This window comes from uncultured Vagococcus sp., from assembly GCF_963518325.1.
In the GTDB taxonomy this organism is placed as follows: Bacteria; Bacillota; Bacilli; order Lactobacillales; family Vagococcaceae; genus Vagococcus_D.
Window position 1 is genome coordinate 1 of the sequence record NZ_CAUQJB010000010.1, and the last position, 25,694, is coordinate 25,694.

A 25,694-nucleotide genomic window follows, 5' to 3' on the forward strand; every position below is an offset into this window, starting at 1 on the left:
TTACACTCAGCAGAAGTGGTTTAGAACTTCAACAGCAACTCAATTAGAATAACATGTTTTAGTTGTCAGTGTCAACAACTTTTTCATTAATTTTTTGAGTCATGAGTTTGTTTGAAGCGTTTTACTTCTTCACTCGACAACCTAATTAGAATAACATGTTTGACAAACATTTGTCAACAACTTTTTAATAAAAGTTTTTTTCGTTGTTATTTAAATTTATTGGGCTGTCTTAAGGACAAGATATAATATACCAAGTCCAGCAGCAAAAAGCAACTACTTTTTTCATTATTTTAAAAGTTATTTTTTGTCACTGAATTTGGACACTGTAATCTTAACTGTTATAAGCGATTAATTCAAACGAACGACCGTCATTATCAGTCTCCATAATCGAGATTGAGGTGTTAGCTAATAACCCACTTTCTCGATAAGCAGCTTGCTCCTTCCCTTCCAATGATTTAATCAGAGTCGTTAGCGTAATTCCATGAGAGACAATTAATAGATTGTCGGCTGTTGCCTGTTCTTTGATAATTTTTGCCAGTGCTTGTTGACTACGGGAAACTAACTGCTGGTAGCTCTCTCCTTCATGGCCACTTGGATCATAATTTTCGGGTTGGTTTTTAAGGTTGGCGTATTGTGGCTCTTCTTTAATATCATGGATGAATTGACCTTCCCAATTGCCAAACTGAAGTTCACGAAAATTTATTTCCTCTATTATATCAGGCTGATTAGGGTCATTATTTTCTGCCATAATATAACTAGCTGTATCTTTAGCTCGCTGTAATGGGCTTGCATAAATCTGATCAAACTTGACCTCAGCCAAACGCTGACCTGCTTTTTTAGCTCCTTCAATGCCCACTTGGGTTAGGGGCGAATCGATTCTTCCCCCTTGAATTCTACCAATATGATTAAATTCCGTTTGACCATGACGCACAAAATAGACTTTCATTATAAGTTGCTCCTCGTTTAAATTGTCTAACCTGGTTATCTTTTCTTGAAAAATAGTTAGTTTCTACTATCAATTATGACCAATTGACGACTTTTATTCAAGGTTTTCAGTTAAAAGTATAAATTTCATTTAACTTATCTCTTAAATTTTGGGTTTGTTTCTATTATTTGCTACAATGAGATTAAAATTAGCTACTTATAATGGAGGCAATAAAAATGAAAATACTGGTTGTTGATGATGATAAAGAGATTGTTGAGCTTTTAAGTATTTATATTCACAACGAAGGGTATGAAGTAATCAAGGCATATGATGGCAAAGAAGCCATTACTAAAATCTTGACGACTTCTGATATTGATTTAATGATTCTCGATATTATGATGCCCGTGATGGATGGCATGCAAGTGGTGAAAGAGCTACGCAAGGAATCGCAAATTCCGATTATTATGTTGACTGCAAAAACCACGGACATGGATAAAATTCAGGGACTAATTGCAGGAGCCGATGATTATGTGACAAAACCATTCAATCCATTGGAAGTTATGGCTCGTGTCAAATCCCTCTTGCGTCGAACTAAAATGCAAGTCACTAGTAATGAACCCGATGTCTTGGAAATCGGACCTCTGGTTATCAAAAAGGATTCTCACGAAGTAACGACTGATGAAGGTGTCGAAATCCAATTGACAGCATTAGAGTTTGGGATTCTGCATCTCTTAGCTAGTCACCCTAACCGAGTTTTCAGTGCCGATGAAATTTTTGAACGAGTCTGGCAGCAAGAGAGTTTAATTTCAGCCAAAACGGTCATGGTTCATGTCAGTCACTTACGGGATAAAATTGAAGAAGCGACAGATGGTGAAAAAGTCATTCAAACAGTGTGGGGAGTTGGCTATAAAATTGATGGCAATTAAACAAAAAAATGATTCCTCTCAACGAGGGACACGCATTAAGCTGACATCAAAAGAAACTAGCGAACTCATTATAGAAGGCATCGTCACGATTGTCTTACTGATCTTGTTAAATATTGCCATCTTATCACTCGCTCAATTACTGATCAAAGACACCACCACGACAAAAAATCTCATCTTTGATATTAAAGAAGTCTTAGTCAAAACCTTTTCAAATGAAAAATTTTATTCCTTAGGTAATTTAACATTAGGTTTTATGATTCTTTTTGATTTAATCATTTTATATTGGCGCTTGATTCGTCGTTACCATCAAATGCAGTTGCTCCACATTATTAGCGAGCTTCACTATATTGCCAATGGCAACTATGGCCATAGAATTCCCTTTGAACTTGCCGGTGACTTAGGGCGGGTTGTGGAAAGTATTAACGGCTTAGTGGACAGTACGGTTGAAGCGATTGAAGAAGAACGTAAGATTGAAAAATCGAAAGATGAATTAATTACAAATATTAGTCATGATATCCGGACACCTTTAACTTCCATTATTGGTTATCTCGGTTTAATAGAAGAAAAACAATACCGAAATGAAGAAGATTTATTAAAGTACACCCATACCGCTTATTCAAAAGCCAAGCAAATGAAATTATTAGTCGATGACTTATTTGAATATACGAAAGTCCGTCAGCCCAGCACGCCTCTTAACTTAATTCAATTTGATATGGAGCAATTATTAGCTCAGTTGGCAGTTGATTTTGAGATTGACGCTAACAAAAAGGGGATGCAAGTCGATGTTTTGACGAATCCTTCGCCCTTTTTGATGGAAGGAGATACGGAAAAACTGGTTCGTCTCTTTAATAATCTCATCGCCAATGCCTTAAAGTATGGTCGTCAAGGGAAACAAATCATCCTAGAAGCGGAACGGGTAGGTAGTGAGGCTATCATTACAGTGAAAAACGATGGTCCTCAAATTCCCGAAGCTTCATTAAATCAATTATTCGATCGTTTTTACCGTGTTGAGGAATCTCGTTCTCAAGAAACTGGCGGAACGGGTCTTGGATTAGCCATCGCCCAAAGTATTGTGGTTCTTCACGGTGGCTATATTTATGCTAAATCTGATCGTAAGTGGACGTCTTTTGTGATACACTTACCACTGAAGCGTCAACCAATTGAATAAATTGCCAGAACCAACATAATTCGTTAAAATGAATCATGTTGGTTTTAAACTGTGATAGTGTCTACACAAGGAGAAATAAATGAATCTAAAACGCATCAATATACCGTCGAGGCTAAAAGGCCTCTGTTACACCTTAGTTATCATCATTAGTTTTAATATGATTGCGCCAATCGCTTTTGCTGAAACAACTTTTGAAGTCAGTGCCAAGGCTGCGATTGCGATCGACGCCGATACTGGCAAAATATTTTATGAAAAAAATGCAAATACGCCACTCCCCATCGCATCCATGACCAAATTACTAACCCTTTATTTGATTTTAGAGGCAGAAAAAAATGGGCAAATTTCTTGGGATGAACAAATTGAAATTAGTGATCATTTACTAAAAATCAGCGAAGATTTAAATTTATCAAATGTTAAACTTGTTAAAGGTAGCTCTTATTCTGTCCGAGATCTTTTTAACGCCAGTGCGATCATTTCAGCCAATGCAGCTGTCACCGCTTTAGCTGAACGGGTAGCTGGGACAGAAAAAGACTTTATCGATTTGATGCGAGCCAAAGTCATCTCTTGGGGAATTGAGGATGCTTATTTAATCTCAACTTCTGGTATTAATAACGAGGATGCTCAGGGGCGGATTTACCCTGGCAGCAAAGAGAATGAAGAAAATCTAATGTCAGCCAAAGACATGGCCCTTGTGGCACAACATTTACTTCAAGATTTTCCAGAATTTCTTGAAACAACCAAATTACCCAGTACAGTTTTCGCCGCCGGAACCGACGAAGAAACAGTGTTAGAAAGTTCTAACTTTATGCTGCCTGGATTTTATTACTATAAAGAAGGTGTGGACGGACTAAAAACCGGAACAACTGATTTAGCTGGTGCTTCTTTTGCAGGTACCATTAATAAAAACGGCTTACGCTTGATCACCATTGTTATGAATGCCAATGATTCTAATGGTGACGGTGGGTTACGTTTCGTGGAAACCACTCGCTTAATGGATTTTGTTTATGAAAATTGGACTTATGAGACCCTCTACCCTAAAGGAAGTACTTTACCTGGTTTTAACAAAATCGATGTTCCAAACGGAGTCGACTTGTCAGTTCCTATCATCACAAATGACCCTCTTCAATTATGGCATCGCCAAGATATGAACAAGGAACATCTCACTCTGACAATGGTCAACAGCTATGAGGCTCTTGATAAAAACAACCAGCTCAAAGCCCCTGTAGAAAGAGGGCAACAAGTCGGTGAGTTGCAAGTTGGTTACCCAGAAGACACCCTAGGTTACGTGGATGGTTCTAAACAAAAAACAAGTGTTCCAATGGTCACCAACGGGGCTACCAAAAAAGCTAACTTTTTCGTTTTATCCAGCCGTTCCATTAAAAACTTCTTTTCCACTATTTTTTAAGGATTCCTAAGAAAGGTTGACAGCCAGTAAATTTTTCGGTATGCTAAGTTAAATAATAATAGTAAACGTTTGGGAACAAGTACATTAGGCGCTTTGACAGAGAGTTGACGGTTAGTGCAAGTCAATAAAGCAATCAATGGAAATCCATCCCAGTAAAGTAAATGAAGACATAATTCATTTCGGTGGCCACCGTTAAAAGCCTTAATCAAGTGCAACAGTTATGTTGAATTTGGGTGGTACCGCGAACTTACGCCTTTTCGTCCCAAGGAGCAAATGCTCTATGGATGAGAAGGCTTTTTATTATGGAGTTTAGTCACTTTAGAAACAGCCCCCTATACTTGCAGCTTTAGCCGTTAGCCATAGTGGACACCCGAACGACAAGAAAAAGGAGGGCCCCTATGCTTACGGCTTTAGCCGTTAGCGATAGTGGACACCGGACCTACACAGAAAAAGGAGGAAGAAAGATGTTAGATATTAAAGAAATTCGCCAACATTTTGATGAAGTCACTGAAAAACTTAGCACTCGTGGCGTCGCTAAAGAAACCATGATCACTTTTATGGAGCTAGACAAACACCGTCGTGAACTATTAGTAGAGGTTGAGGAGCAGAAGAAATTACGCAATACAGTTTCCGAAGAAATTTCTCAATTAAAACGCAACAAGGAAGAGGCTCAAGAGAAAATTGAGCAGATGAAAGCTGTTGGTACTTTGATTAAAGAATTGGATACTGAACTAGCCAATGTCGATCAACAAATTGCCGATATTGCCGATAACTTACCAAATATTCCAAATGATTCTGTACCGGTTGGCGCAGATGAAGAGGACAATGTGGAAGCTCGCAAATGGGGACAACCTAAGGCCTTCGATTTTGAGACAAGACCTCACTGGGAAATTGCGGAAGACCTAGATATTCTTGATTTTGAAAGAGGCGCTAAAGTCTCTGGCAGCCGCTTTGTTTTTTATAAAGGGCTCGGTGCTCGTTTAGAGCGGGCCATTTATAACTTTATGTTAGACACCCATACAACTGAACACGGTTATCAAGAAATGATGACCCCTTATCTCGTTAATAGCGCCTCAATGTATGGCACGAGTCAGTTTCCTAAATTCAAAGAAGATGTCTTTCAAATTGCTGATACTGATTTAACGTTGATTCCCACGTCTGAAGTGCCATTAACTAACTTTTATCGAGATGAAATCATTCCTCAAGAAGACTTGCCAATTTACTTTACTGCTTTAAGCCCTTCATTTAGATCTGAGGCCGGCAGCGCAGGACGTGATACTCGTGGGTTAATTCGCTTGCATCAATTTAATAAAGTGGAAATGGTGAAATTTACTGAACCTGAACACTCTTATGATGAATTAGAAAAAATGACAGCTAATGCCGAAGCCATTTTACAAAAACTGAACTTGCCTTACCGCGTCATGACATTATCAACAGGTGACATGGGCTTCGCTGCAGCGAAGACCTATGATTTAGAAGTTTGGATTCCAGCTCAAGATGTGTACCGTGAAATTAGCTCTTGCTCAAATTGTGAGGATTTCCAAGCTCGCCGAGCAAAAATTCGTTACCGCAATGCTGAAGGCAAACTTCAATTTGCCCATACCTTAAATGGTTCTGGGCTAGCTGTAGGTAGAACCGTGGCAGCGATTTTAGAAAATTATCAAAACGCTGATGGTAGCGTGACTATCCCTGAAGTACTTGTACCTTATATGGGTGGTTTGACTATCATTACAAAAGCATAATCTTCCCCCCTTCCTTTAAAAAGGAAGGATTTTTATATTTTTTCATTATTTTGATTACGAACGGGTATAATTTATTGCAATAACGTAACAAAAACATTACACTATTGGTATAGTAATCAAATAAAGGAAATTATGCCGATGAAAAATACAGGAAAGATTTTAATTACCCTTATCTTATGCGTGATAGTAGTTATTTACGGCTCTTATTTTATTAAAAACCAAAAAAAATTAGCAATTAAGCAATTTAATACCAGTGACACTCAATTAATGCAAAAAATTGACGAAGAAGCCAGAGAGGGTCACTACCATTCTTTAGTTCAATCAACTCAAGGTGATAATAACATCATTTTGATGATACCAACTAATGGCCAGGCAGCAATCATTAAAGATGTTCAAGAAGATATGGCTAAAATAGCTGAAAAACATATAAAAAAAGAAAATAAAGACGTTCCTACCAAAACCGTTTTAAGAGCAACAGCCAAAGATAACCAACAGAACGTGACCTATTATGGCTATGTAAAAAAAAGTTATGATTGGAACAAGGGGAAAAAGAAATGGGAAGAGTCAAGCCAACCTCTAAAAGAAAAAACCCTTATTAATAAACTAACAGGCAATAAGCTTACCTTAGGTGATGTTTTTATTAACCAGCAAAATTTGTTGAGGCTTAATCGGAATATTCAGGAAGAACTTCTGGCTGGAGCTAAGAACAGTAAAAAAGAGGTGGCTAACATTTTAGCTTTGCCACCTCTTCTAGCGTCTCAAACAGATTTTACATTTGGTAAAACCAAGGTTAAAATCCCTTATCGACAAAAAGGTGCTTACATTGATACTTATACCATTAACTTTGGCGAAGTCGAAGGCTTTTTGAGCTCTGATTTTGTTGACAGTCGCTACTTAAAAGAGACTCCTGTAGAGACCGTTATTCCACAGGAAAAAGTAGTCGCATTAACCTTTGACGATGGACCCAGTGATAAAACAACTCCTGCTGTGTTATCTGTTTTAAAAAAGAAAAAAGTCCCTGCCACTTTTTTTATGCTTGGGCAACAAGCTGAGAAGTTCCCTGATTTGGTAAAAAGGATAGCTAAAGATGGCCACGAACTAGGGAATCATTCTTTTAGCCACCCTAATTTAACTGAATTATCCGCAGAAGAGACTCGTCAGCAGATTAACCGAACTCAAGCAGCTATTTATCAAGCTAGCGGTGTCTTACCCAAGTACGTACGACCCCCTTATGGCAGTTTCAACTATGAGACGGCAGTCGCCATCGGCCTTCCCTTAGTCAACTGGTCAGTCGACTCCCTCGATTGGAAAACGAAAAACAGCAAAAAAATCGACGCTGAGATAAAAAATACCATCGGAACTGACAGCATCATCTTGATGCATGACATCCATCAGGAAACTGCCGACGCTTTGGAAAAATTAATTACAGATCTGCAAAAAGAAGGTTATCGTTTTGTCACCATTTCAGACCTTTTACAAGTCACTCCAGAACCATTAACTGTTTATTACTCCTCATCAAATAAACAACTTATCTCCGCCCAATAAAGAGGACTCTTTATTGGGTATTTTTTTGTCTTGCAGGATAAAAAAACGACACTGAATAATTCAGCGTCGTTTTAGTCTTATTGTTCAACAGAATAATTTGGTGCTTCTTTAGTAATATGGACATCATGAGGATGTGATTCACGAAGACCAGCGCCACTCATTTGAATAAACTGTGCCTCATCTCTCAAAAATTGAAGGTTAGCCGCACCAACATATCCCATACCGGCTTTAAGGCCACCCGTTAATTGGAAGATAATATCTGAGACGCTCCCTTTATAAGCAACACGGCCTTCAATTCCTTCAGGCACTAATTTATTGGCTTCATTCGTTCCACCTTGGAAATAACGATCGCTTGATCCTTTTTCCATAGCCCCTAAAGAGCCCATACCCCGATAGGTTTTAAAACGACGCCCTTGATAAATTTCAAATTCACCTGGTGATTCATCGGTGCCGGCCAACATGCTACCTAACATAACCGCGTGACCGCCAGCTGCTAGAGCTTTAACAATGTCTCCGGAATATTTAATCCCACCATCAGCGATAATCGCCCGACCGTACTCACGAGCCACCTCGGCTGCGTCATAAATAGCTGTCAATTGAGGAACACCCACGCCAGCTACAACACGAGTCGTACAAATTGAACCAGGTCCAATTCCGACTTTTACAACATCAACTCCGACTTCATATAGAGCTCTGGTCCCCTCACCTGTTGCCACATTTCCAGCAATCAAGGTCGCTTCAGGGAAAGTCTCGCGAATTTCTTTGATTTTACGAATAACCCCTGCACTGTGACCATGAGCCGTATCAATAATAATTGCATCAGCTCCCGCATCTAATAATGCCTGAGCACGTTCAAAAGTATCACTGGTCACACCAACTGCAGCAGCAGCTAATAAACGACCATGCTCATCTTTTGCGGCATTGGGAAATTCAATCACTTTCTCAATATCTTTGATGGTAATCAGACCACTTAAGCGATTATCAGCATCAACGATTGGTAATTTTTCAATTTTATGCTTTTGTAAAATTTTTTCAGCATCTTTTAACGATGTCCCTACAGGCGCTGTTACTAAATCTTCTTTCGTCATAACAGCCTCAATCGGCTGTTGGTAATCCGTTACAAAACGTAAATCACGGTTTGTTAAAATTCCGACTAATTTACGATTTTCCAGTGTTTCAACAATGGGAACCCCACTAATTCGGTACTTAGACATTAAAGCCTCTGCTTCGGCAACTAAATGAGTCGGCGTTAAGAAAAATGGATCGATAATGACACCACTCTCTGACCGTTTAACTTTGCGAACTTCATCTGCTTGTTGCGCAATGCTCATATTTTTGTGAATAACACCTAGACCGCCTTGACGAGCCATAGCAATCGCCATTTTACTATCTGTGACGGTATCCATGCTGGCACTCATAAATGGAATATTCAAGGTGATATTTTTAGCTAATTTGATTGACATGTCTACTTCATTTGGCAACACAAGACTTTCTGCTGGAATTAACAACACATCATCAAATGTTAAACCTTTTTTCACGAATTTAGTTTCCCAATTAGACATTGTAACGAACCACTCCTCTGTTTTATTTTTTAATTACAAACTTATCAAAGAAATTGGGTTATGTCAATGATTGCTGTCTATTTTATGAGGTTTATCATCATTTTCTCACTTGAGACGCTCTCACCTTCCTTGTTGCACCAAACGATTCAACCAAAACCGAATCTGGAGGTATCGATCGATAACCTGTCTTAAATTTTCAGCAGCAAAAAAACCTCACCAATTGATGAGGTTTTTTACTTATCGTTGCAAAATACTGCCGCGAATATTGTATTTTTTCTTTAGGAAATAACGTAATCCGAAAGCTGCTGCACCTAAAATAATGTTGATGGTTGGATCTAAAACCGGATTGACTACAGCAGGTATAAAAGCTGACAGCATGAAGACAAATATCCAAACCAGCATTATCCCAATCATAATTAAAATAGATTTAAACCCGCCAGGCCGGCCTGCTTGATCAGCGCCAGGCCGATCGTAAATATAAATCTTTTTGTGAATCAAATAGAAGGCATAACCTCCGGAGATTGAGCCAACTAAAATACTGATTAAGCCTTGTTGTTGACTCGTAACAGCATTTTTCGCTAATAGTGGCATAACCCCCGTCATGAAGACCGTCATAAAGACAAAGATCAGCAATGAATTATCTAGCCACATCTCATACTTAGTTCCTTCTCTATCCGGAGCTGGAGCCGCTAAAATAGCCTCGGTTCGCTCCCCTACAGTGCCAAATAATTGGCGGGCGGTTTTTCCTGTTTTTTGACCTTCAACTAATTCTGGCAAAATACCACCTAAGGCAATTGCTTGTAGTTCTTCTGATAAATTAGCCGCAGCCAATGATTTCTTCAAATCAAAGATATATTGCTCATTACGCTTCGTTAATTGAGCTTCTAATTCACGGTTTTTAGCGACAGTTTCTCGTAATTCTAATTCTTCCAAAAAAATCCCTCCCCCTTTGCCTGTCAAATTAGTTTAGCAACAGACAAGATTCTTGTCATCAGTGTCTTATACGTTAAAACGGAACAACATAACATCGCCATCTTGAACAACGTATTCTTTACCTTCAAGACGGACACGTCCAGCTTCTTTGGCCGCTGCCATACTTCCATATTGTTTCAAATCTTCATATGAGACTGTTTCGGCACGAATAAAACCACGTTCAAAATCGGTATGAATGACCCCTGCACACTGGGGAGCTTTCATGCCTTTCTTAAAAGTCCAGGCACGAACTTCTTGGACACCTGCAGTAAAGTAAGTTGCAAAACCAAGTAAGTCATAAGCCGCTTTAATTAATTGATCTAGACCTGACTCTTCAATTCCTAAGGCTTCTAAAAATTCTTCTTTGTCTTCATCATCTAATTCAGCAATTTCCTCTTCAGCGCGAGCACTTACCACAATCACTTGAGAGTTTTCCGTTGAAGCAAAATCACGGACTTGTTTCACATAGTCATTATTATCCGTATCACTAACCTCATCTTCAGCCACATTGGCTACATAAAGGATCGGTTTAGTCGTTAGTAGGAATAAACTTTTGACATAATCTAACTCTTCTTCAGTAAATTCAATCGTTCTAGCGGAACGTCCAGCTTCTAAAACCGGCTTAATTTTATCAAGAATAGCCAATTCTGCCAAGGCTTCTTTATCTTTTGTCCGAGCAATTTTACTCACTCGAGTATGACGTTTATCAATTGACTCCAAATCGGCTAAAACCAATTCCAAATTAATGGTTTCGATGTCCCCTAGGGGATCAATCCGACCTTCTACATGGGTGATGTTTTCATCATCAAAACAACGAACGACGTGACAAATAGCGTCAACCTGGCGAATGTGGCTTAAAAATTTATTTCCTAGCCCTTCACCTTGACTTGCCCCTTTAACAATTCCGGCAATATCCGTAAATTCAAAGGTTGTTGGCACTGTTTTTTTAGGTTGCACTAATTTTGTTAATTCATCTAAGCGTTCATCTGGAACTTCAACCATCCCTACATTGGGATCAATTGTTGCGAAGGGATAATTCGCCGCTTCGACTCCGGCTTTTGTAATTGCATTGAATAAGGTCGACTTACCAACGTTGGGAAGCCCCACAATACCAGCTGTTAATGCCATAATTTACATTCACTCTTTCATCTTAAAATAGTTAGAAACGACGATTAGAATAGCGGAGAGTATCAACTTTCCTCTATTCTAAAACCGACTTTTACTCGTCTTTTTTTACCAAGACTTTTTTCATTTTTTTATCAAAGTCACGACGAGGTAACATCACAATGTGACCACAGTTCGTGCACTTGATTTTAATGTCCATTCCCATGCGAATAATTTCCCAACGATTGGCTTTACACGCATGAGGCTTTTTCATCTCAACAAGATCACCTAAATCATACATGGATCTCCCTCACTTATCCTTCATCAAACTTAATTTCTAAAATATCTAAAATCCGCGTCAAATCATCAGCAGACAAGTACTCAATTTCAATCTTGCCCTTGCCCTCTTTTTCTTGAATCAACACAGAGGTGCCAAATTTATCCATGAGACGTTCTTCACTTTCACGAATGTAATAGGGTTTGGCTGGTCCTTCTTTTTTAACTTTTTTCTTTGGCGCCACTTTTTGATCGTTCATCTCTGACACTAATTGCTCCAACTGACGAACCGTCAAACTTTCTTTAATCGCTTTGGCAGCAACTTCAGCCATTAATTCACGATTTTTCAAGCCCAATAACGTACGGGCTTGTCCCATTGACAACTGCTCAGCTTGTAATAATTCTTTGACTACTTCTGGCAACGTCAGTAGGCGTAAATGATTGGCGATATACGGACGGCTTTTCCCTAAGCGTTCTGACAACTCAACTTGGGTCAACTTTAAATTTTTCATCAGCATGTCATAGGCTTCCGCTTCTTCTAGAGGGCTTAAGTCTTCACGCTGTAAATTTTCCAGTACAGCGATTTGCATCATTGCCGCTTCATCAAATTCTCTGACAATTGCCGGGATGTTTTCTTTCCCAGCTAATTTCGACGCTCTAAAACGACGCTCACCAGCAATGATTTCATACCCTTTTACATCCGACTTACGGACAATAATCGGTTGAAAAACACCGGATTGCTTAATCGACTGGGCTAACTCTTGGAGGGCTGCTTCATCAAAGGTCTTCCGGGGTTGATAAGGATTGGGGCGAAGTTCTCCTAAATCAAGATCAACGATTTCTTCCTTTTGAACATCGACTTCTTCCAAGCTGGCAAAATCTTGGAACAACGCATCTATGCCACGGCCTAATCCTTTACTATTTTTGCTCATGTGCTAACACTTCCTTTGCTAATGCTTGATAAACCTCAGCACCTCTTGAACGGGGATCGTAATCAATAATTGACAACCCATGACTTGGCGCTTCTGATAGTCGGACATTTCTCGGAATAATAGTATCGTACACTCGTTCTCTAAAATACTTGCGAACCTCTTCAACCACTTCAGAGCCTAAATTCGTACGAGCGTCAAACATCGTTAATAACACTCCCTCAATACGCAAATCAGGATTAAAATGTTTTTGGACAAGACGTACCGTATTAAGTAACTGACTCAATCCTTCTAAGGCATAATACTCACACTGAACCGGAATTAAGATCGAATCACTGGCTGTAAAAGCATTAATCGTCAAATGGCCTAACGAAGGTGGACAGTCGATTAATATATAATCATACATGTCTGCCACATCTTGAATCGCACTCTTTAAACGTGATTCACGAGCCATCATCGGGGTTAATTCAATTTCTGCTCCCGCTAATTGAATCGTCGCCGGCACAATATCCAGTTGATCGCGGGTCGTGTGGTGAATGACCTCAGACATGGGATGTTCGTTGACTAATACATCATATATATCCTTATCAACATCTGATTTTCTGACTCCAATTCCACTTGTTGCATTTCCCTGTGCGTCAATATCTATCAATAACACTTTTTTACCGTAAAACGCAAGCGAAGCACCTAAGTTTACTGTTGTAGTGGTTTTACCAACACCGCCCTTTTGGTTCGCCACCGAAATAATCCGTGCCATGCTTTTTCCTCCGATTCTTTCTCACAATTTATCTACACAGACCCAACCAATTCATGACTCAAAGAGCTAGTAATGACGATCTGGACTTGTGTAGTTCAAGGATTTCTCAATGTTCCTATTGTATCATAAATACGTTAATTTTTCTCTGTCTCTTTGCCTTATTTCAACGGCTGTTTATTCGGTGTCCCCGGTTTACGAGGATACTTATTAGGTGTTTCTTTTTTCTTGGCAATCGTTACCACATGACGCGTATCATGGGTAATCGGCAACGTCACATCTTCTTCTTTGGCCAATTTACCACCTAGAAGGGCAATCGCTTTTTTTGCTTCGACTAATTCCTCATCGCTTTTAGCCGCCTTCATGGCTAAAAAGTAGCCATCTTTTTTCACTAAAGGCAAACATAATTCTGCCAGGACATTGAGACGAGCCACCGCTCGTGCCGTAACATAGTCAAACCCTTCCCGAAATTCTTTGTTTTGACCAAAGGTTTCCGCCCGATCGTGGTAGAGATGAACGCCCTCTAAACCTAACGATTGACTTAAAGTCTTTAAAAAGGTAATCCGCTTATTTAAAGAATCAACAATCGTCACCTGACTATTTGGAAAAGCAATCTTTAAAGGGATACTTGGAAAACCTGCCCCTGACCCCACATCACACAACGTAAAGCCTTCTTTAGCAAAATCATTGGTAAAGGCCAACGTCAAAGAATCATAAAAATGTTTTAAATAAACCTCTGACTCTTCTGTAATTGCGGTTAAGTTCATCTTTTCATTCCATTCCACTAACAAGGTAAAATAATTGGCAAATTGAGACATTTGCGTATCCGTCAGCTCAATCCCTTTTTCTTTAAGTGCTTGTCTAAATTGTTCTGGTGTCATCGTGATTTCCTTTCTACTCTCGTGAAACAAACTAATTGTTTCACACTTTTCTTTGTTTACTTTAACGTAAAATGAGATGAAGTGCAATGCTTTTACTACTTCTATATAAGTTTCTTGATTTTTGTTGCCTTTTTTATGGGAATTCTTAGCAATAAGCGTGCTTTTTAAACACCAGTCTGGGATAATACCCTAAGAACCAAAAGAAAGAGGAAGGTGACACAAATGGATGGAAAAAACCGCAGTCAATTAAAAATTGGTCAACTAGTAGATATCGTCTTAAAAAAAGATCAACGCACAGGTACCTTAACACGTGGCCACATTAAACGACTTTTAACAAAGAGCCCCAACCACCCTCACGGCATTAAAGTAATGCTAACCGAAGGAGATCAAGTTGGTCGAGTTCAACAGATTATCGAAGAATAAAAACAAAGAATAGTGATAATAAGTTGGGAATTTCCTGACTTACTATCACTATTTTTTACGCTTTTTTGGTGACTCTTCCTTGCTCCAGATAGACCATCAAAATACTGATATCAGCTGGATTCACACCACTAATGCGACTTGCTTGAGCGATGGTTTCCGGTTCGATCTTGATCAATTTTTGACGAGCCTCAGTGGCTAAACCGTTAATTGCCTCGTAATCAATATTATCAGGAATTTTCTTGGCTTCCATTCGTTTTAATTTTGCCACTTTTTCCAAAGCTTTTTTAATGTAACCTTCATACTTGATTTGAATTTCCACTTGTTCCACAACTTTTCGTGGCAACATCTGTTCTGATTCCGGCATAAAGCGACTTAGCTCTTCATAAGAAATCTCAGGCCGTCGTAAAAAGTCAGCAGCTAATATCCCATCTTTCAATGGTGACGCACCTTTGGTTTCTAAAAAAGCTTGAACTTCTGGCGTGGGTTTTAAGCGAACTTTACTCAGACGCTTTAATTCCTCTTCAATCAGCGCTTTTTTCGTCAAATAGGTCTCATATTGAGTTTGACTGACTAGACCAATCTCTCGTCCTTTTTCTGTTAAACGTAAATCGGCGTTATCATGGCGTAAGATTAATCGGTACTCCGCTCGAGATGTTAATAACCGGTAAGGTTCATTAGTTCCTTTGGTCACCAAGTCATCAATCATCACCCCGATGTAGCCGTCGCTACGCGCTAAAATTAAAGGATCTTTCCCTTGAATTTTTAAAGCCGCGTTAATCCCTGCCATCAATCCTTGACTACCAGCTTCTTCATAGCCGCTGGTTCCGTTTGTTTGTCCAGCCGTATATAGATTTTCAACAATCTTTGTTTCCAAGGTTGGACGTAATTGATGAGGTACAACCACATCGTATTCAATGGCATAACCACTACGCATCATCTCAGCATTTTCCAAACCGGCCACGGTTTGCAGCATTTTATGTTGAACATCTTCTGGTAGTGAGGTTGACAATCCTTGAACATAGACTTCTTCGGTGTTTGCGCCTTCTGGTTCCAAGAAAATTTGGTGACGAGGCTTGTCACTAAAACGAACAACTTTATCTTCAATCGACGGACAATAACGAGCTCCGACACCTTCCACGATTCCAGTAAACATTGGCGCACGGTGCAAGTTATCACGGATAATCCCATGAGTGCTCTCATTGGAATAGGTTAACCAACAAGATAATTGATGTTGGTTATATTCACTGTCCGGTGTAGAGAAGCTAAAATGATTCGGCGCGTCATCTCCCGGTTGCTCTTCTGTTACGGAATAATCAATTGTACTGGACTTAATCCGTGGTGGCGTTCCCGTTTTAAAGCGATCAATTTCAAAGCCATGTGCTTTTAAACTATCACTTAATTTCAGTGAGGGCTGTGAATTATTGGGGCCAGATGAATACTTCAATTCCCCAATAATGATTTCCCCCCGAAGAGCTGTTCCCGCTGTAATAATAACCGCTTGGCTACGATAAATCGCCCCTGTTGACGTCACAATACCGGTACAAACACCCTCTTCAACTAAAATCTCATCAGCCAATCCTTGGCGTAAGACTAGATTTTCTTGCTCTTCAATGGTTTGTTTCATTGATTCAGCGTATTTATTTTTATCTGCCTGTGCTCTTAAAGCCCTAACAGCGGGTCCTTTCCCCGTATTTAACATCCGCATTTGGATATAGGTTTTATCAATATTTTTACCCATTTGGCCACCAAGTGCGTCAATTTCTCTAACGACGACGCCTTTAGCGGGCCCTCCTAATGAAGGGTTGCAAGGCATAAATGCCACCATATCTAAATTGATTGTCAACAGCATCGTGCGACAACCCATTCGAGCCGCTGCTAAAGCGGCCTCTGAACCAGCGTGTCCCGCCCCAACGACGATGACATCAAATGTATCTGCTTCATATCTTTCCATCATATCTTCCTTTCAAGACTATTTTCCTAAACAAAATTGACTAAACAATTGAGTGATTAATTCATCTTGTACACTGTCACCGATAACCTCACCCAGTAGATCCCAACAGCGTGTCATATCGATTTGAACTAAATCGACCGGCATGCCCACTTCGATTCCCGTTACGACTTCACCTAAGGCAAGTTCAGCTTGTTCAAGCAACGCTATATGGCGATTGTTGGAAACATAGGTAGCATCCTTTTCCCCAGTCCCTCCATCAAAAAAGAGAGCCGCAATCTGACTTTCCAGTTCGTCAATACCTGCACTTTCTAGCACGGAAATCGACAATAACTCCCCAGGTTTTACGTAATCAGTTAAATCTTCCACTTTTAAGTTAGCTTCCAAATCGACTTTATTCAGTAAAATCAGTCGTTTTAAATTGACCGTTGCTTTCAGTAAGCTTCGGTCTTCCTCAGTTAAAGGTTCGTTTTGATTTAAAACCAATAAAATCAAATCCGCTTCAGCTAAAGCTTTGCGGCTCCGTTCCACACCAATTTTTTCCACGACATCTTCCGTCTCACGAATCCCTGCTGTATCAATTAATTTTAAGGGTACCCCCCGAACATTCACGTACTCTTCAATCACATCGCGAGTAGTACCAGCAATATCCGTTACAATGGCTTTATCTTCTTGTAGAAGGTGGTTTAATAAACTAGATTTCCCCACATTTGGTCGACCGATAATCGCTGTTGAAAGTCCTTCACGTAAAATCTTGCCTTGCTTAGCTGTTCGCAATAACTGGTGAATTTGACCTTTCACTAACTCGGCTTTTTCCAGTAGTAACTGCGTGGTCAATTCTTCCACATCATCGTATTCTGGGTAATCAATATTTACTTCAACTTGGGCTAAAGTTTCTAAAATTTCTTGTCGCAAACTGCGAATTAAGTGGGATAAATTACCATCTAATTGGGTTAACGCCATCTGCATCGCCTTATCTGTTTTAGCACGAATCACGTCCATCACAGCTTCCGCTTGAGACAAGTCCACTCGCCCATTTAAAAAGGCCCGCTTGGTAAACTCTCCTGGCTCAGCTAAGCGAGCACCTTGTCGTAAAAGTAATTGTAGGACTTGATTAGTAACCACAATACCGCCATGGCAATTGATTTCCACCACATCTTCTCGAGTAAAAGTACGAGGTTCGCGCATCACCGAAATCATCACTTCATCTAACATTTTTTCCGTTTTTGGGTCAACAATATGGCCATAATGAATCGTGTGGCTAGGCACCTTGTCCAATGATTGGGTCGATACCTTTTCGGCAATGGCTATAGCCTGATCACCACTTAAGCGAACGATGCTGATAGCCCCTTCTCCTGAAGGGGTCGAAATGGCTGCAATTGTATCAAATTCCATGGTTATATTCATCTCTGGTCAACCTTTCCTGATTTTTGGCATAGAAAAAAGTGCCCACTCCACCCCTTCATTAAAGGATGAACGTAGCACTTTGACTGCACTTGTTCTTTTATATGTCACTACGATGATAGCATATTCGTGATAGTTATTCAATCGTTAGTGCTTATTTTTAACCAGCTATCACCAGTTGCATAACAACCTTAAGTAGATTGGCATCTACCGAGAGCGTTGACTAACCAAAAAACCTCTACTCCGTAAGGGAAATAGAGGTTTTTTAAGTATCACCGTATTTCAACGTTGATAAGAATGATTTCGTTTAAAATATACGCTATTTATTTATGGTTTGTCAAATCTTTTTTCAAAATTAGCCATGACTTTTACGTGGTTCAACGACTAAATATCTAAAGGGTTCGTCGCCTTCTGAATGTGTTTGGACATCTTCATGAGCGGTTAAAATCGCATGGATTTGTTTACGTTCAAATGCAGGCATTGGTTCCAAAAAGACAGGCTGACCTATCCGTTTGACTTTATCCGCCGTATTATTAGCTAAACGAATCAAAGTGGCTTCACGACGTTCACGGTAGTCACCGACATTTACGACCACCGATAACTTGTGTTCGGCTGTCCGGTGAATAAAGACTTGGGCTAAATACTGCAAGGCATTTAACACTCTGCCATGTTTCCCAATCAACATGCCCGCCTTATCACTATCTAAATGAAAGGTGATATGTTCATCCTGACGTTCCACTCTAACCATCGCAGGGGCATTAAGTTCCTTTGTTATGTTAGTTAAATATAAGGCTAATTCGGTAATCGCATCATCATCACTTAATTTCTCTAAAACAGATGGCATTTCCTCAGTAGACTTAGCAATGATTGTTTCTGTTTCAACCACGACTTCCTCTACTGGATTTTCAGCAACTGGAGCAACCAGAGGTGTTAGACTCACCACTGCGACTTTTTTCCCAATTCCTAAAAAACCCTTCTTGCCTTCTTCTAGAATCTTTACGTCAACTTCTGCTTTTGTTAATTTCAAGGCGTCTAGCCCTTTTTGAATTGCATCCTCAACTGTTAGACCTTCATAATTTGGCACAAAACCTACCTCCTTAGATAATAAAATATATACATCTCGTAAACTAACCCAGACAGCCCCTTCCATCGCATTATCCATATAATCCTTAGCAGTTATCTAGTCAGCTTTTTCAGCTGACCCTTTAAGGACAACCGACAATTAGTTAATAGGAACTATCTGGAATGTTTCCTTTGCTATTTAACGTTTGGCTTTTTTCTTCTTATTGCTCTGAGCTTTTTGAAGTGCTCGCTCTAAATCACGTTTACGTTGTTGTTCTTCCTCACGCTCCCGTTTGATCTTAAATGGATTGTTGATCAATAACGTTTGACCCACTTGGAAGGCATTTGAAATAACCCAGTACAGAGACAGACCACTTGCCAGATTAATCCCCATAAATAGAATCATCACAGGCATTGCATAATTCATAATTTTCATACTCGGATTAGCATCAACTTGACCCATACTAGATAATTTAGTACTAGCAAAGGTAAAGATCGCCGCTAAAACAGGTAAGATGAAAATTGGATCAGGCTTTCCTAGTTCAAGCCACAAGAAATTCCCTTTACTTAAACCTGTTCGTGAAATTGACTGCCATAAAGCCATCATAATTGGCATTTGAATCAACAAAGGCAAACAACCGGCAAAAGGATTAACCCCATTGGCATCATAAAGCTTTTGTTGCTCTTCTTGTAATTTACGGGTTGTTTCTGGATCTTTTGACGAGTACTTCGCTTGTAACTCTTTCAGTTTAGGTTGCAATTCCTGGGTCTTACGCATACTCTTATTTTGATAATGCATCAAAGGCAATAAAATAACCCGAATAATAATCGTAAATAAGATAATCCCAATCCCCGCACTGCCACCAAAGGATAGGAAGTCAATGGCTCGGCCAAAGTTATAAATGATATAACGCTCCCAGACTCCGGTACTATCGGCAGTTACTTCACCTGTTCCACAGCCGGTTAAAACCAATACTAATGCTACTAACCCTAAGGCTAATAGTATTTTTTTCTTATTCTTCACTTTCATTTACCTCTCTCACCAATAAAATATGTGCTAATTTAAAGACATGCTCAAGGTTTTTTTTAACCTCGTTTGACGTCAAGTTCACAATATTCGGTCGTGCGATAATGATAATATTGCTCTCTTGTTTAATTTCATTTGTTAATAAGCGAAGATTTTCACGAATTTGACGTTTCACGTAATTACGCGTGACGGCGTTGCCAATTTTTTTGCCCACCGATAACCCCGCTCTAAAATGCGGTTGTTCATTAAAATCGACGTATACCACAAAATTTTTATTGGCAAATGATTGCTTCTTCTGCATTATCGTTTGAAATTCATTTTCTTTCTTAATACGATAGGATTTTTTCACGCTGATCTCCTTTCGCTTAAAGCCCTGTTAACTTATTCGTACACTTCTATATGATAGCATAAAAACTCTATTTTTCCTCTAGCTTTTTACTAACAAATTTTTTAGCTTCAAAAAAGAGTAAAAGGCCCACTTATACTCACAAGAACGTAAAACACAGACTCGTAAAAAAATAGACTGATGTTGTGAGGCTAAATGGACCCAAACCAACAAATGGTTTATTTAAAAAAGAAAAGCTTCACGAGGCTAAGTGCCGAGAGAAGCTAATTCCAGATTAACAGATAAAAAATGTTAGCCATTTCGATCTGCTTATAAAAAAAACCACTGAAGGTCAGCGGCTTATGAGCATAAAACTTTTCTTCCTTTACGACGTCTAGTCATTAATACGCGACGACCGTTTTTAGTACTCATGCGTTTACGGAAACCATGAACTTTATTATGCTTACGTTTGTTTGGTTGGTATGTTCTTTTCATGCGTGACACCTCCTAAATAAAATATATCTTCTTTATAGTTAGACAGACTATAATATTATACGAAACCCCAGAGCATCTGTCAACCATACATCGAGAGAAAGACAGTAATTCTTCTAACAAAAGTTATCCACATTATTTTTTTACCACGGGATAACATGTGGATATAACAAACTGTGGAAAAGTTGTTATTAAAGTTATGGACAGCTTATCCACAAGTTAGACACATGTTCAAAAGTTATCCACAATTCAAAAACACCTTGTTCAAAACTCATCTAATCCTTTATATATCAACAAAAGTTATCCACATTATTTTGAGGACTCTTTTTTTTTTTCGCAGTTTCTACACAAATCAACTTCACCTTGTGGATAACTAACGTCCCCATTGTGGATGTTTTTTCCACAGTTCTTGAAAAGCAGTGGAAAACTTTTTTTTTTAGTGCTAAAATAGATAAGACTATGAAGTGATAGAGGGGGAATTAATTTCATGCCAAATATTGAGTATATTTGGAAAGAACTAGAAGAAAGTTATCGAAAAATCCTAACTGTACCTAGTTTTAATGCCTGGATTGAGCAAGCAAAACCAATCAGCTTAATGGATGGACAGCTAACAATCGAAGTCCCTTCGACACTCCATAAGGAGTACTGGGAAAAAAACTTATCCACAAAAATCGTTGAAACTGGCTTTAAATTAACTGGCGAAGAGATTACGCCTATTTTTATCATCCAAAATGAACAAGCCAGTCAGCAACTCGTTGAACCACGAGAAGAATTTGTTGTCTCAGAGCTAACTCGCGAAAACAGTCGCAAAGCTCTTTTAAATCCTAAATACACCTTTGATACTTTTGTTATTGGCAAAGGAAACCAAATGGCTCACGCGGCTGCACTCGTCGTTGCCGAAGATCCGGGATCAACTTACAATCCTTTATTTTTCTATGGTGGCGTTGGCTTAGGAAAAACCCATTTAATGCACGCCATTGGCCATCAAATGTTACTAAACAATCCTAATGCTAAAGTAAAATATGTTAGCAGTGAAACTTTCGCCAATGATTTTATCAATTCGATTCAAAATCGAACTTCTGAAAGTTTCCGTCAAGAATACCGTAACGTGGATTTATTATTAGTCGATGATATTCAATTTTTTGCAGATAAAGAAGGGACTCAAGAAGAATTTTTCCATACCTTTAATTCTCTCTATAATGATGGACGACAAATTGTCTTAACCAGTGATCGTTTACCAAATGAGATTCCTAAATTACAAGAACGTCTCGTTTCTCGCTTTGCATGGGGATTATCTGTTGATATCACGCCTCCCGACTTAGAAACTCGGATCGCTATTTTACGAAAAAAGGCAGATGCCGAGCGTTTGGAAATTCCAGATGACACTTTGAGTTACATCGCTGGCCAGATCGATTCCAATATTAGAGAACTAGAAGGAGCACTTGTTCGAGTTCAAGCCTACGCCACGATGAACAGCCAGGACATTACGACTAGCTTAGCCGCTGATTCATTAAAAACCTTAAGACCGATTGGCCAAAAAAACCAATTATCGATTTTGACCATTCAAGAAGAGGTTTGCGATTATTACCACATTCAATTGAAAGATCTTAAAGGAAAGAAACGAGTTAAAACAATTGTTTTGCCTCGACAGATAGCCATGTATCTCTCAAGAGAATTAACCGATAATTCCTTACCGAAAATTGGGGCTGAATTTGGCGGTAAAGATCATACAACCGTCATTCACTCTCACGAAAAAATTCAACAACTAATAGAAAATGATCCTACCATTCAAAAAGAAGTTGGCGAAATAAAAAATCGTTTAATTTCTTAAAAGAAGCTAAGTAGAGATTTTTCTAGTTTATTGTCATTTCTACACATGTGGATAAGTCCTTGAATGTTAAAAAGTTATGCACAGGTTATGCACAGGTGGATAACTCTAGAGCTTTCTAAGGTGAACAATCTTTTCCACAGTAATAACAGGCCCTACTACTACTATTATTTAATATAATAATAATATATATAAAAGAAAGGACTCATCTCTCAAATGAAACTAACCATAAATAGAAACACTTTTATGAATGAGCTGTCTACAGCTCAGCGTGCCATTTCATCAAAAACAACTATTCCCATTTTAACGGGTGTTAAAATAGTTTTAACAACTGAAGGTCTTTCTTTAACAGGAAGTAATGCAGATATTTCAATTGAAACCTTCCTATCTGCTCAAGATGAAAAAGCCAATCTAACAATCGAAAAGACCGGTGCAATTGTCTTACAATCCCGTTTCTTCGGTGAAATTATTCGAAAACTACCTGAAGATCTCTTTACATTAGAAGTACTTGATAATAATCAGGTGGCAATTACCTCTGGTGCTGCTGAATTTGTTGTCAACGGCCTAGATGCTGAAAATTATCCTCATCTACCTGTTATTGATGAAAATAATCAATTAAAAATACCTGTACGTGTTTTAAATAAAATTATTAGTGAAACTGGCTTTGCTGTTTCCATGCATGAAAGCCGTCCGATTTTAACAGGAGTTCACTTTATTTTAAGTAACTCAGAATTATTAGCTGTTGCAACTGACAGTCATCGTTTAAGTCAACGAGTTATCCCTGTGGAAAACGCAGTGGAAGATTTCGATATTGTTATCCCCGGGAAAAGTCTGTTGGAATTATCTCGCTCATTTAAAGATGAGGAAGAACTGGTTGAAGTCAGTATCATGGAAAACCAAGTTCTCTTTAAAACAAAAACCATGTATTTCTATTCTCGTTTATTGGAAGGAAAATACCCAGACACTAATCGTTTAATTCCTAACAGTTTTAACACAGAGATTGAATTTAATGTGCCCGCCTTACTATCGGCCATTGAACGTGCCTCATTGTTATCTCATGAAGGTCGTAACAATATTGTCAAATTGTCCATCAGCGCTGATGAAGTGACAATTTATGGAAATTCACCAGAAATAGGGAATGTTCAAGAAGAATTAACTTACTTAAAAGTGACAGGGGATCCTTTGGATATTTCTTTCAATCCTGATTACATGAAAGACGCCTTAAAGGCCTTTGGTGCAATTGACGTAGTTGTGAAGTTTATTTCACCAATTCGTCCCTTTACTTTAGAACCAGTTGATTCAGATATTTCCTTCATTCAATTAATTACACCTGTACGAACTAATTAAAAAAAATCCGACTTGCGTAATCTGTAAGTCGGATTTTTTTGTCTAACTAACTAAATCAGAAGTCCATTTTAAGCCAAGGAGTTAAAATTCGTAAAGAGTGATGAAAAGTCTCTGAAATTTTTAAAACTTAAAAAAAAGCTGATTTAAGCTTATATGGCTATTTTAGGATAAAACTATCTATTTAACGTGAAAATCGCTAAAAACAGAAAATACACAGGAAAATTTGTTTTTTTGGCTAAAAAAAGGTATAATATAGTAAGATATTGCTTCATAAGAAGGTGAGAAGTTGAAAGAGACATTTAAATTAAATGCGGAGTTTATCAGATTGGGTCAGTTCCTTAAAGAAATCCAAGTTATTAGTAGTGGGGGAATGGCCAAATGGTACTTAAGTGAGCACGTGGTGTTTGTTGATGGTGAAGTTGAAAACCGCCGAGGTCGAAAATTATATCCAGGCATGATGATCGAGATACCTGATACAGGTACTTTTTTTATGGAAAAAATGACCGAAACTACTGGAGAAAATCCTCATGAAACTGACTAAATTAGCACTGAGCCACTATCGCAATTATGACAATTTACAATTGGAATTTCCTAAATCACTGACGATTTTTTTAGGTGAAAATGCACAAGGGAAAACAAATTTATTGGAAAGTATTTACGTGCTGGCCATGACACGCAGCCATCGAACAAATAATGAAAAAGAATTTATTCATTGGGGCGAAGAGGTCGCACGGATTGTTGGCAATATTGAAAAGCGCAATCAAACCTTACAGTTAGAAATGGCTATTTCGACAAAGGGAAAAAAAACCAAACTCAATCACATTGAACAAAAACGATTGAGCGATTATATTGGCGAGTTAAACGTGGTCTTGTTTGCACCGGAAGATTTATATTTAATCAAAGGGGCACCGCAAGTAAGACGGCGGTTTATTGATATGGAGTTAGGTCAGATTGATCCAGTGTATCTGTATCACTTGACCACCTATCAAAAAGTCTTGAAACAGCGAAACAAGTATTTAAAACAGATGAATGAACAAAAAAATGCCGATGAAACGTACCTAGAGGTTCTGTCAGAGCAATTAGCTGAGGCAGGAAGTCATGTGTTATTTTTACGGTATCAGTTTATTCGGAAGTTAGAAAACTGGTCACAAGACATTCATAAAGGGATTACCGATGGTCGAGAGCAGTTAAAGATTGAGTATCAGGTCAGTCTTCCTGTAACAGCGGAACAACCACGAGAAGCAATCCGTGATCAATTTGTTGCGGAGTTAAAAAAGAATCAAAAACGAGATATTTTTAAACAGAGCACTGCGATTGGCCCCCATCGAGATGATTTATTGTTTTTTATCGACGGGCAAAACGTTCAAACTTATGGCTCTCAAGGTCAGCAACGGACAACCGCACTAAGTCTAAAATTAGCTGAAATTGAACTGATCAACGATGAAATTGGTGAATACCCAATTTTACTCTTAGATGATGTCATGAGTGAGCTGGACGATGAACGTCAAATCCACCTCCTGAAGACAATTGAAGGCAAAGTCCAAACCTTTGTTACAACGACAACCTTACAACATTTAAGTGATCGCCTCATGAGTCAACCGGATATTTTTATGGTGGAAAATGGCAGGGTAGAGAGGAAGAGTGAATAA

24 protein-coding genes and 1 other annotated feature are annotated in these 25,694 nt (G+C 38.8%); of the genes, 10 read left to right on the forward strand and 14 right to left on the reverse strand.

Going from position 1 to position 25,694, the window contains the following annotated elements; translation table 11 throughout:
• Nucleotides 1-331 precede the first annotated feature (331 nt).
• Nucleotides 332-946: a histidine phosphatase family protein gene (locus RWN13_RS10020; protein WP_314062916.1), complete on the reverse strand. Its 615-nt coding sequence runs from the start codon at nt 944-946 to the stop codon at nt 332-334.
• Nucleotides 947-1,161: 215 nt separating this feature from the next.
• Here RWN13_RS10020 and RWN13_RS10025 point away from each other — a divergent pair, with 215 nt between their 5' ends.
• The 5 genes from RWN13_RS10025 (at nt 1,162) to RWN13_RS10045 (ending at nt 7,711) form a co-directional block, all read left to right on the forward strand.
• Nucleotides 1,162-1,851, forward strand: a complete 690-nt coding sequence (locus RWN13_RS10025; protein ID WP_314062918.1) for a response regulator transcription factor — start codon at nt 1,162-1,164, stop codon at nt 1,849-1,851.
• Entirely contained in the window at nt 1,841-3,019 is a 1,179-nt protein-coding gene (locus tag RWN13_RS10030; protein WP_314062920.1) for a HAMP domain-containing sensor histidine kinase, read from the forward strand. The genes RWN13_RS10025 and RWN13_RS10030 overlap by 11 nt, the downstream gene beginning before the upstream one ends.
• A gap of 79 nt (nt 3,020-3,098) precedes the next feature.
• Nucleotides 3,099-4,424, forward strand: coding sequence for a serine hydrolase (locus tag RWN13_RS10035; RefSeq protein WP_314062923.1), 1,326 nt, complete (start codon nt 3,099-3,101; stop codon nt 4,422-4,424).
• A gap of 62 nt (nt 4,425-4,486) precedes the next feature.
• Nucleotides 4,487-4,692, forward strand: a binding site (T-box leader).
• A 196-nt stretch (nt 4,693-4,888) separates the two neighbouring features.
• Nucleotides 4,889-6,166: a serine--tRNA ligase gene (gene serS / locus RWN13_RS10040; protein WP_314062926.1), complete on the forward strand. Its 1,278-nt coding sequence runs from the start codon at nt 4,889-4,891 to the stop codon at nt 6,164-6,166.
• Between the two features lie 138 nt (nt 6,167-6,304).
• Nucleotides 6,305-7,711 carry a polysaccharide deacetylase family protein gene (locus RWN13_RS10045; RefSeq protein WP_314062929.1) on the forward strand — a complete coding sequence of 469 codons (1,407 nt, stop codon included), beginning with the start codon at nt 6,305-6,307 and terminating at the stop codon, nt 7,709-7,711.
• A gap of 77 nt (nt 7,712-7,788) precedes the next feature.
• On the opposite strand, the gene guaB is transcribed toward RWN13_RS10045, so the two are convergent.
• The 7 genes from guaB to rsmG form a co-directional block, all read right to left on the reverse strand.
• Nucleotides 7,789-9,273, reverse strand: a complete 1,485-nt coding sequence (guaB, locus tag RWN13_RS10050; RefSeq protein ID WP_314062932.1) for an IMP dehydrogenase — start codon at nt 9,271-9,273, stop codon at nt 7,789-7,791.
• Nucleotides 9,274-9,510: 237 nt separating this feature from the next.
• The gene (locus tag RWN13_RS10055) at nt 9,511-10,206 is read right to left on the reverse strand and encodes a DUF1129 domain-containing protein (protein WP_314062934.1); all 696 of its coding nucleotides are present in this window, start codon (nt 10,204-10,206) and stop codon (nt 9,511-9,513) included.
• Between the two features lie 66 nt (nt 10,207-10,272).
• Entirely contained in the window at nt 10,273-11,373 is a 1,101-nt protein-coding gene (gene ychF, locus RWN13_RS10060) for a redox-regulated ATPase YchF (protein ID WP_314062936.1), read from the reverse strand.
• 91 nt (nt 11,374-11,464) lie between these two features.
• A complete protein-coding gene (locus RWN13_RS10065) occupies nt 11,465-11,650 on the reverse strand; it encodes a DUF951 domain-containing protein (protein WP_314062938.1) in 186 nt (61 codons plus the stop codon).
• 13 nt (nt 11,651-11,663) lie between these two features.
• Nucleotides 11,664-12,557, reverse strand: coding sequence for a ParB/RepB/Spo0J family partition protein (locus tag RWN13_RS10070; RefSeq protein ID WP_314062940.1), 894 nt, complete (start codon nt 12,555-12,557; stop codon nt 11,664-11,666).
• A complete protein-coding gene (locus RWN13_RS10075) occupies nt 12,544-13,311 on the reverse strand; it encodes an AAA family ATPase (RefSeq protein ID WP_314062943.1) in 768 nt (255 codons plus the stop codon). The genes RWN13_RS10070 and RWN13_RS10075 overlap by 14 nt, the downstream gene beginning before the upstream one ends.
• A 158-nt stretch (nt 13,312-13,469) precedes the next feature.
• A complete protein-coding gene (gene rsmG, locus RWN13_RS10080; protein WP_314062946.1) occupies nt 13,470-14,189 on the reverse strand; it encodes a 16S rRNA (guanine(527)-N(7))-methyltransferase RsmG in 720 nt (239 codons plus the stop codon).
• A gap of 222 nt (nt 14,190-14,411) precedes the next feature.
• On the opposite strand from rsmG, the gene RWN13_RS10085 reads away from it, so the two are divergent.
• Nucleotides 14,412-14,612: a YwbE family protein gene (locus tag RWN13_RS10085; RefSeq protein ID WP_314062948.1), complete on the forward strand. Its 201-nt coding sequence runs from the start codon at nt 14,412-14,414 to the stop codon at nt 14,610-14,612.
• A 55-nt stretch (nt 14,613-14,667) separates the two neighbouring features.
• On the opposite strand, the gene mnmG is transcribed toward RWN13_RS10085, so the two are convergent.
• The 6 genes from mnmG to rpmH all read right to left on the reverse strand — a co-directional run bounded on the left by mnmG (nt 14,668) and on the right by rpmH (nt 20,873).
• Nucleotides 14,668-16,563, reverse strand: a complete 1,896-nt coding sequence (gene mnmG / locus RWN13_RS10090) for a tRNA uridine-5-carboxymethylaminomethyl(34) synthesis enzyme MnmG (protein ID WP_314063182.1) — start codon at nt 16,561-16,563, stop codon at nt 14,668-14,670.
• 18 nt (nt 16,564-16,581) lie between these two features.
• Nucleotides 16,582-17,967 (reverse strand): tRNA uridine-5-carboxymethylaminomethyl(34) synthesis GTPase MnmE, encoded by a 1,386-nt coding sequence (gene mnmE, locus RWN13_RS10095; protein ID WP_314062951.1) that lies wholly within the window; start codon nt 17,965-17,967, stop codon nt 16,582-16,584.
• 352 nt (nt 17,968-18,319) lie between these two features.
• Nucleotides 18,320-19,048 (reverse strand): RNA-binding cell elongation regulator Jag/EloR, encoded by a 729-nt coding sequence (gene jag / locus RWN13_RS10100; protein ID WP_314062953.1) that lies wholly within the window; start codon nt 19,046-19,048, stop codon nt 18,320-18,322.
• Between the two features lie 177 nt (nt 19,049-19,225).
• Nucleotides 19,226-20,056 (reverse strand): YidC/Oxa1 family membrane protein insertase, encoded by an 831-nt coding sequence (locus RWN13_RS10105; RefSeq protein ID WP_399553649.1) that lies wholly within the window; start codon nt 20,054-20,056, stop codon nt 19,226-19,228.
• Entirely contained in the window at nt 20,040-20,402 is a 363-nt protein-coding gene (rnpA, locus tag RWN13_RS10110; RefSeq protein WP_314062955.1) for a ribonuclease P protein component, read from the reverse strand. Before rnpA ends, RWN13_RS10105 begins: the two co-directional genes overlap by 17 nt.
• Nucleotides 20,403-20,738: 336 nt before the next feature.
• Nucleotides 20,739-20,873, reverse strand: a complete 135-nt coding sequence (gene rpmH, locus RWN13_RS10115; RefSeq protein ID WP_314062958.1) for a 50S ribosomal protein L34 — start codon at nt 20,871-20,873, stop codon at nt 20,739-20,741.
• 484 nt (nt 20,874-21,357) lie between these two features.
• Here rpmH and dnaA point away from each other — a divergent pair, with 484 nt between their 5' ends.
• The 4 genes from dnaA to recF all read left to right on the forward strand — a co-directional run bounded on the left by dnaA (nt 21,358) and on the right by recF (nt 25,694).
• The gene (dnaA, locus tag RWN13_RS10120; RefSeq protein WP_314062960.1) at nt 21,358-22,701 is read left to right on the forward strand and encodes a chromosomal replication initiator protein DnaA; all 1,344 of its coding nucleotides are present in this window, start codon (nt 21,358-21,360) and stop codon (nt 22,699-22,701) included.
• A gap of 213 nt (nt 22,702-22,914) precedes the next feature.
• Nucleotides 22,915-24,045 (forward strand): DNA polymerase III subunit beta, encoded by a 1,131-nt coding sequence (gene dnaN, locus RWN13_RS10125; protein WP_314062962.1) that lies wholly within the window; start codon nt 22,915-22,917, stop codon nt 24,043-24,045.
• Nucleotides 24,046-24,331: 286 nt separating this feature from the next.
• On the forward strand, nt 24,332-24,586 hold the full coding sequence (gene yaaA / locus RWN13_RS10130; RefSeq protein ID WP_314062965.1) for a S4 domain-containing protein YaaA: 255 nt from the start codon (nt 24,332-24,334) through the stop codon (nt 24,584-24,586).
• A complete protein-coding gene (recF, locus tag RWN13_RS10135) occupies nt 24,573-25,694 on the forward strand; it encodes a DNA replication/repair protein RecF (RefSeq protein WP_314062968.1) in 1,122 nt (373 codons plus the stop codon). The genes yaaA and recF overlap by 14 nt, the downstream gene beginning before the upstream one ends.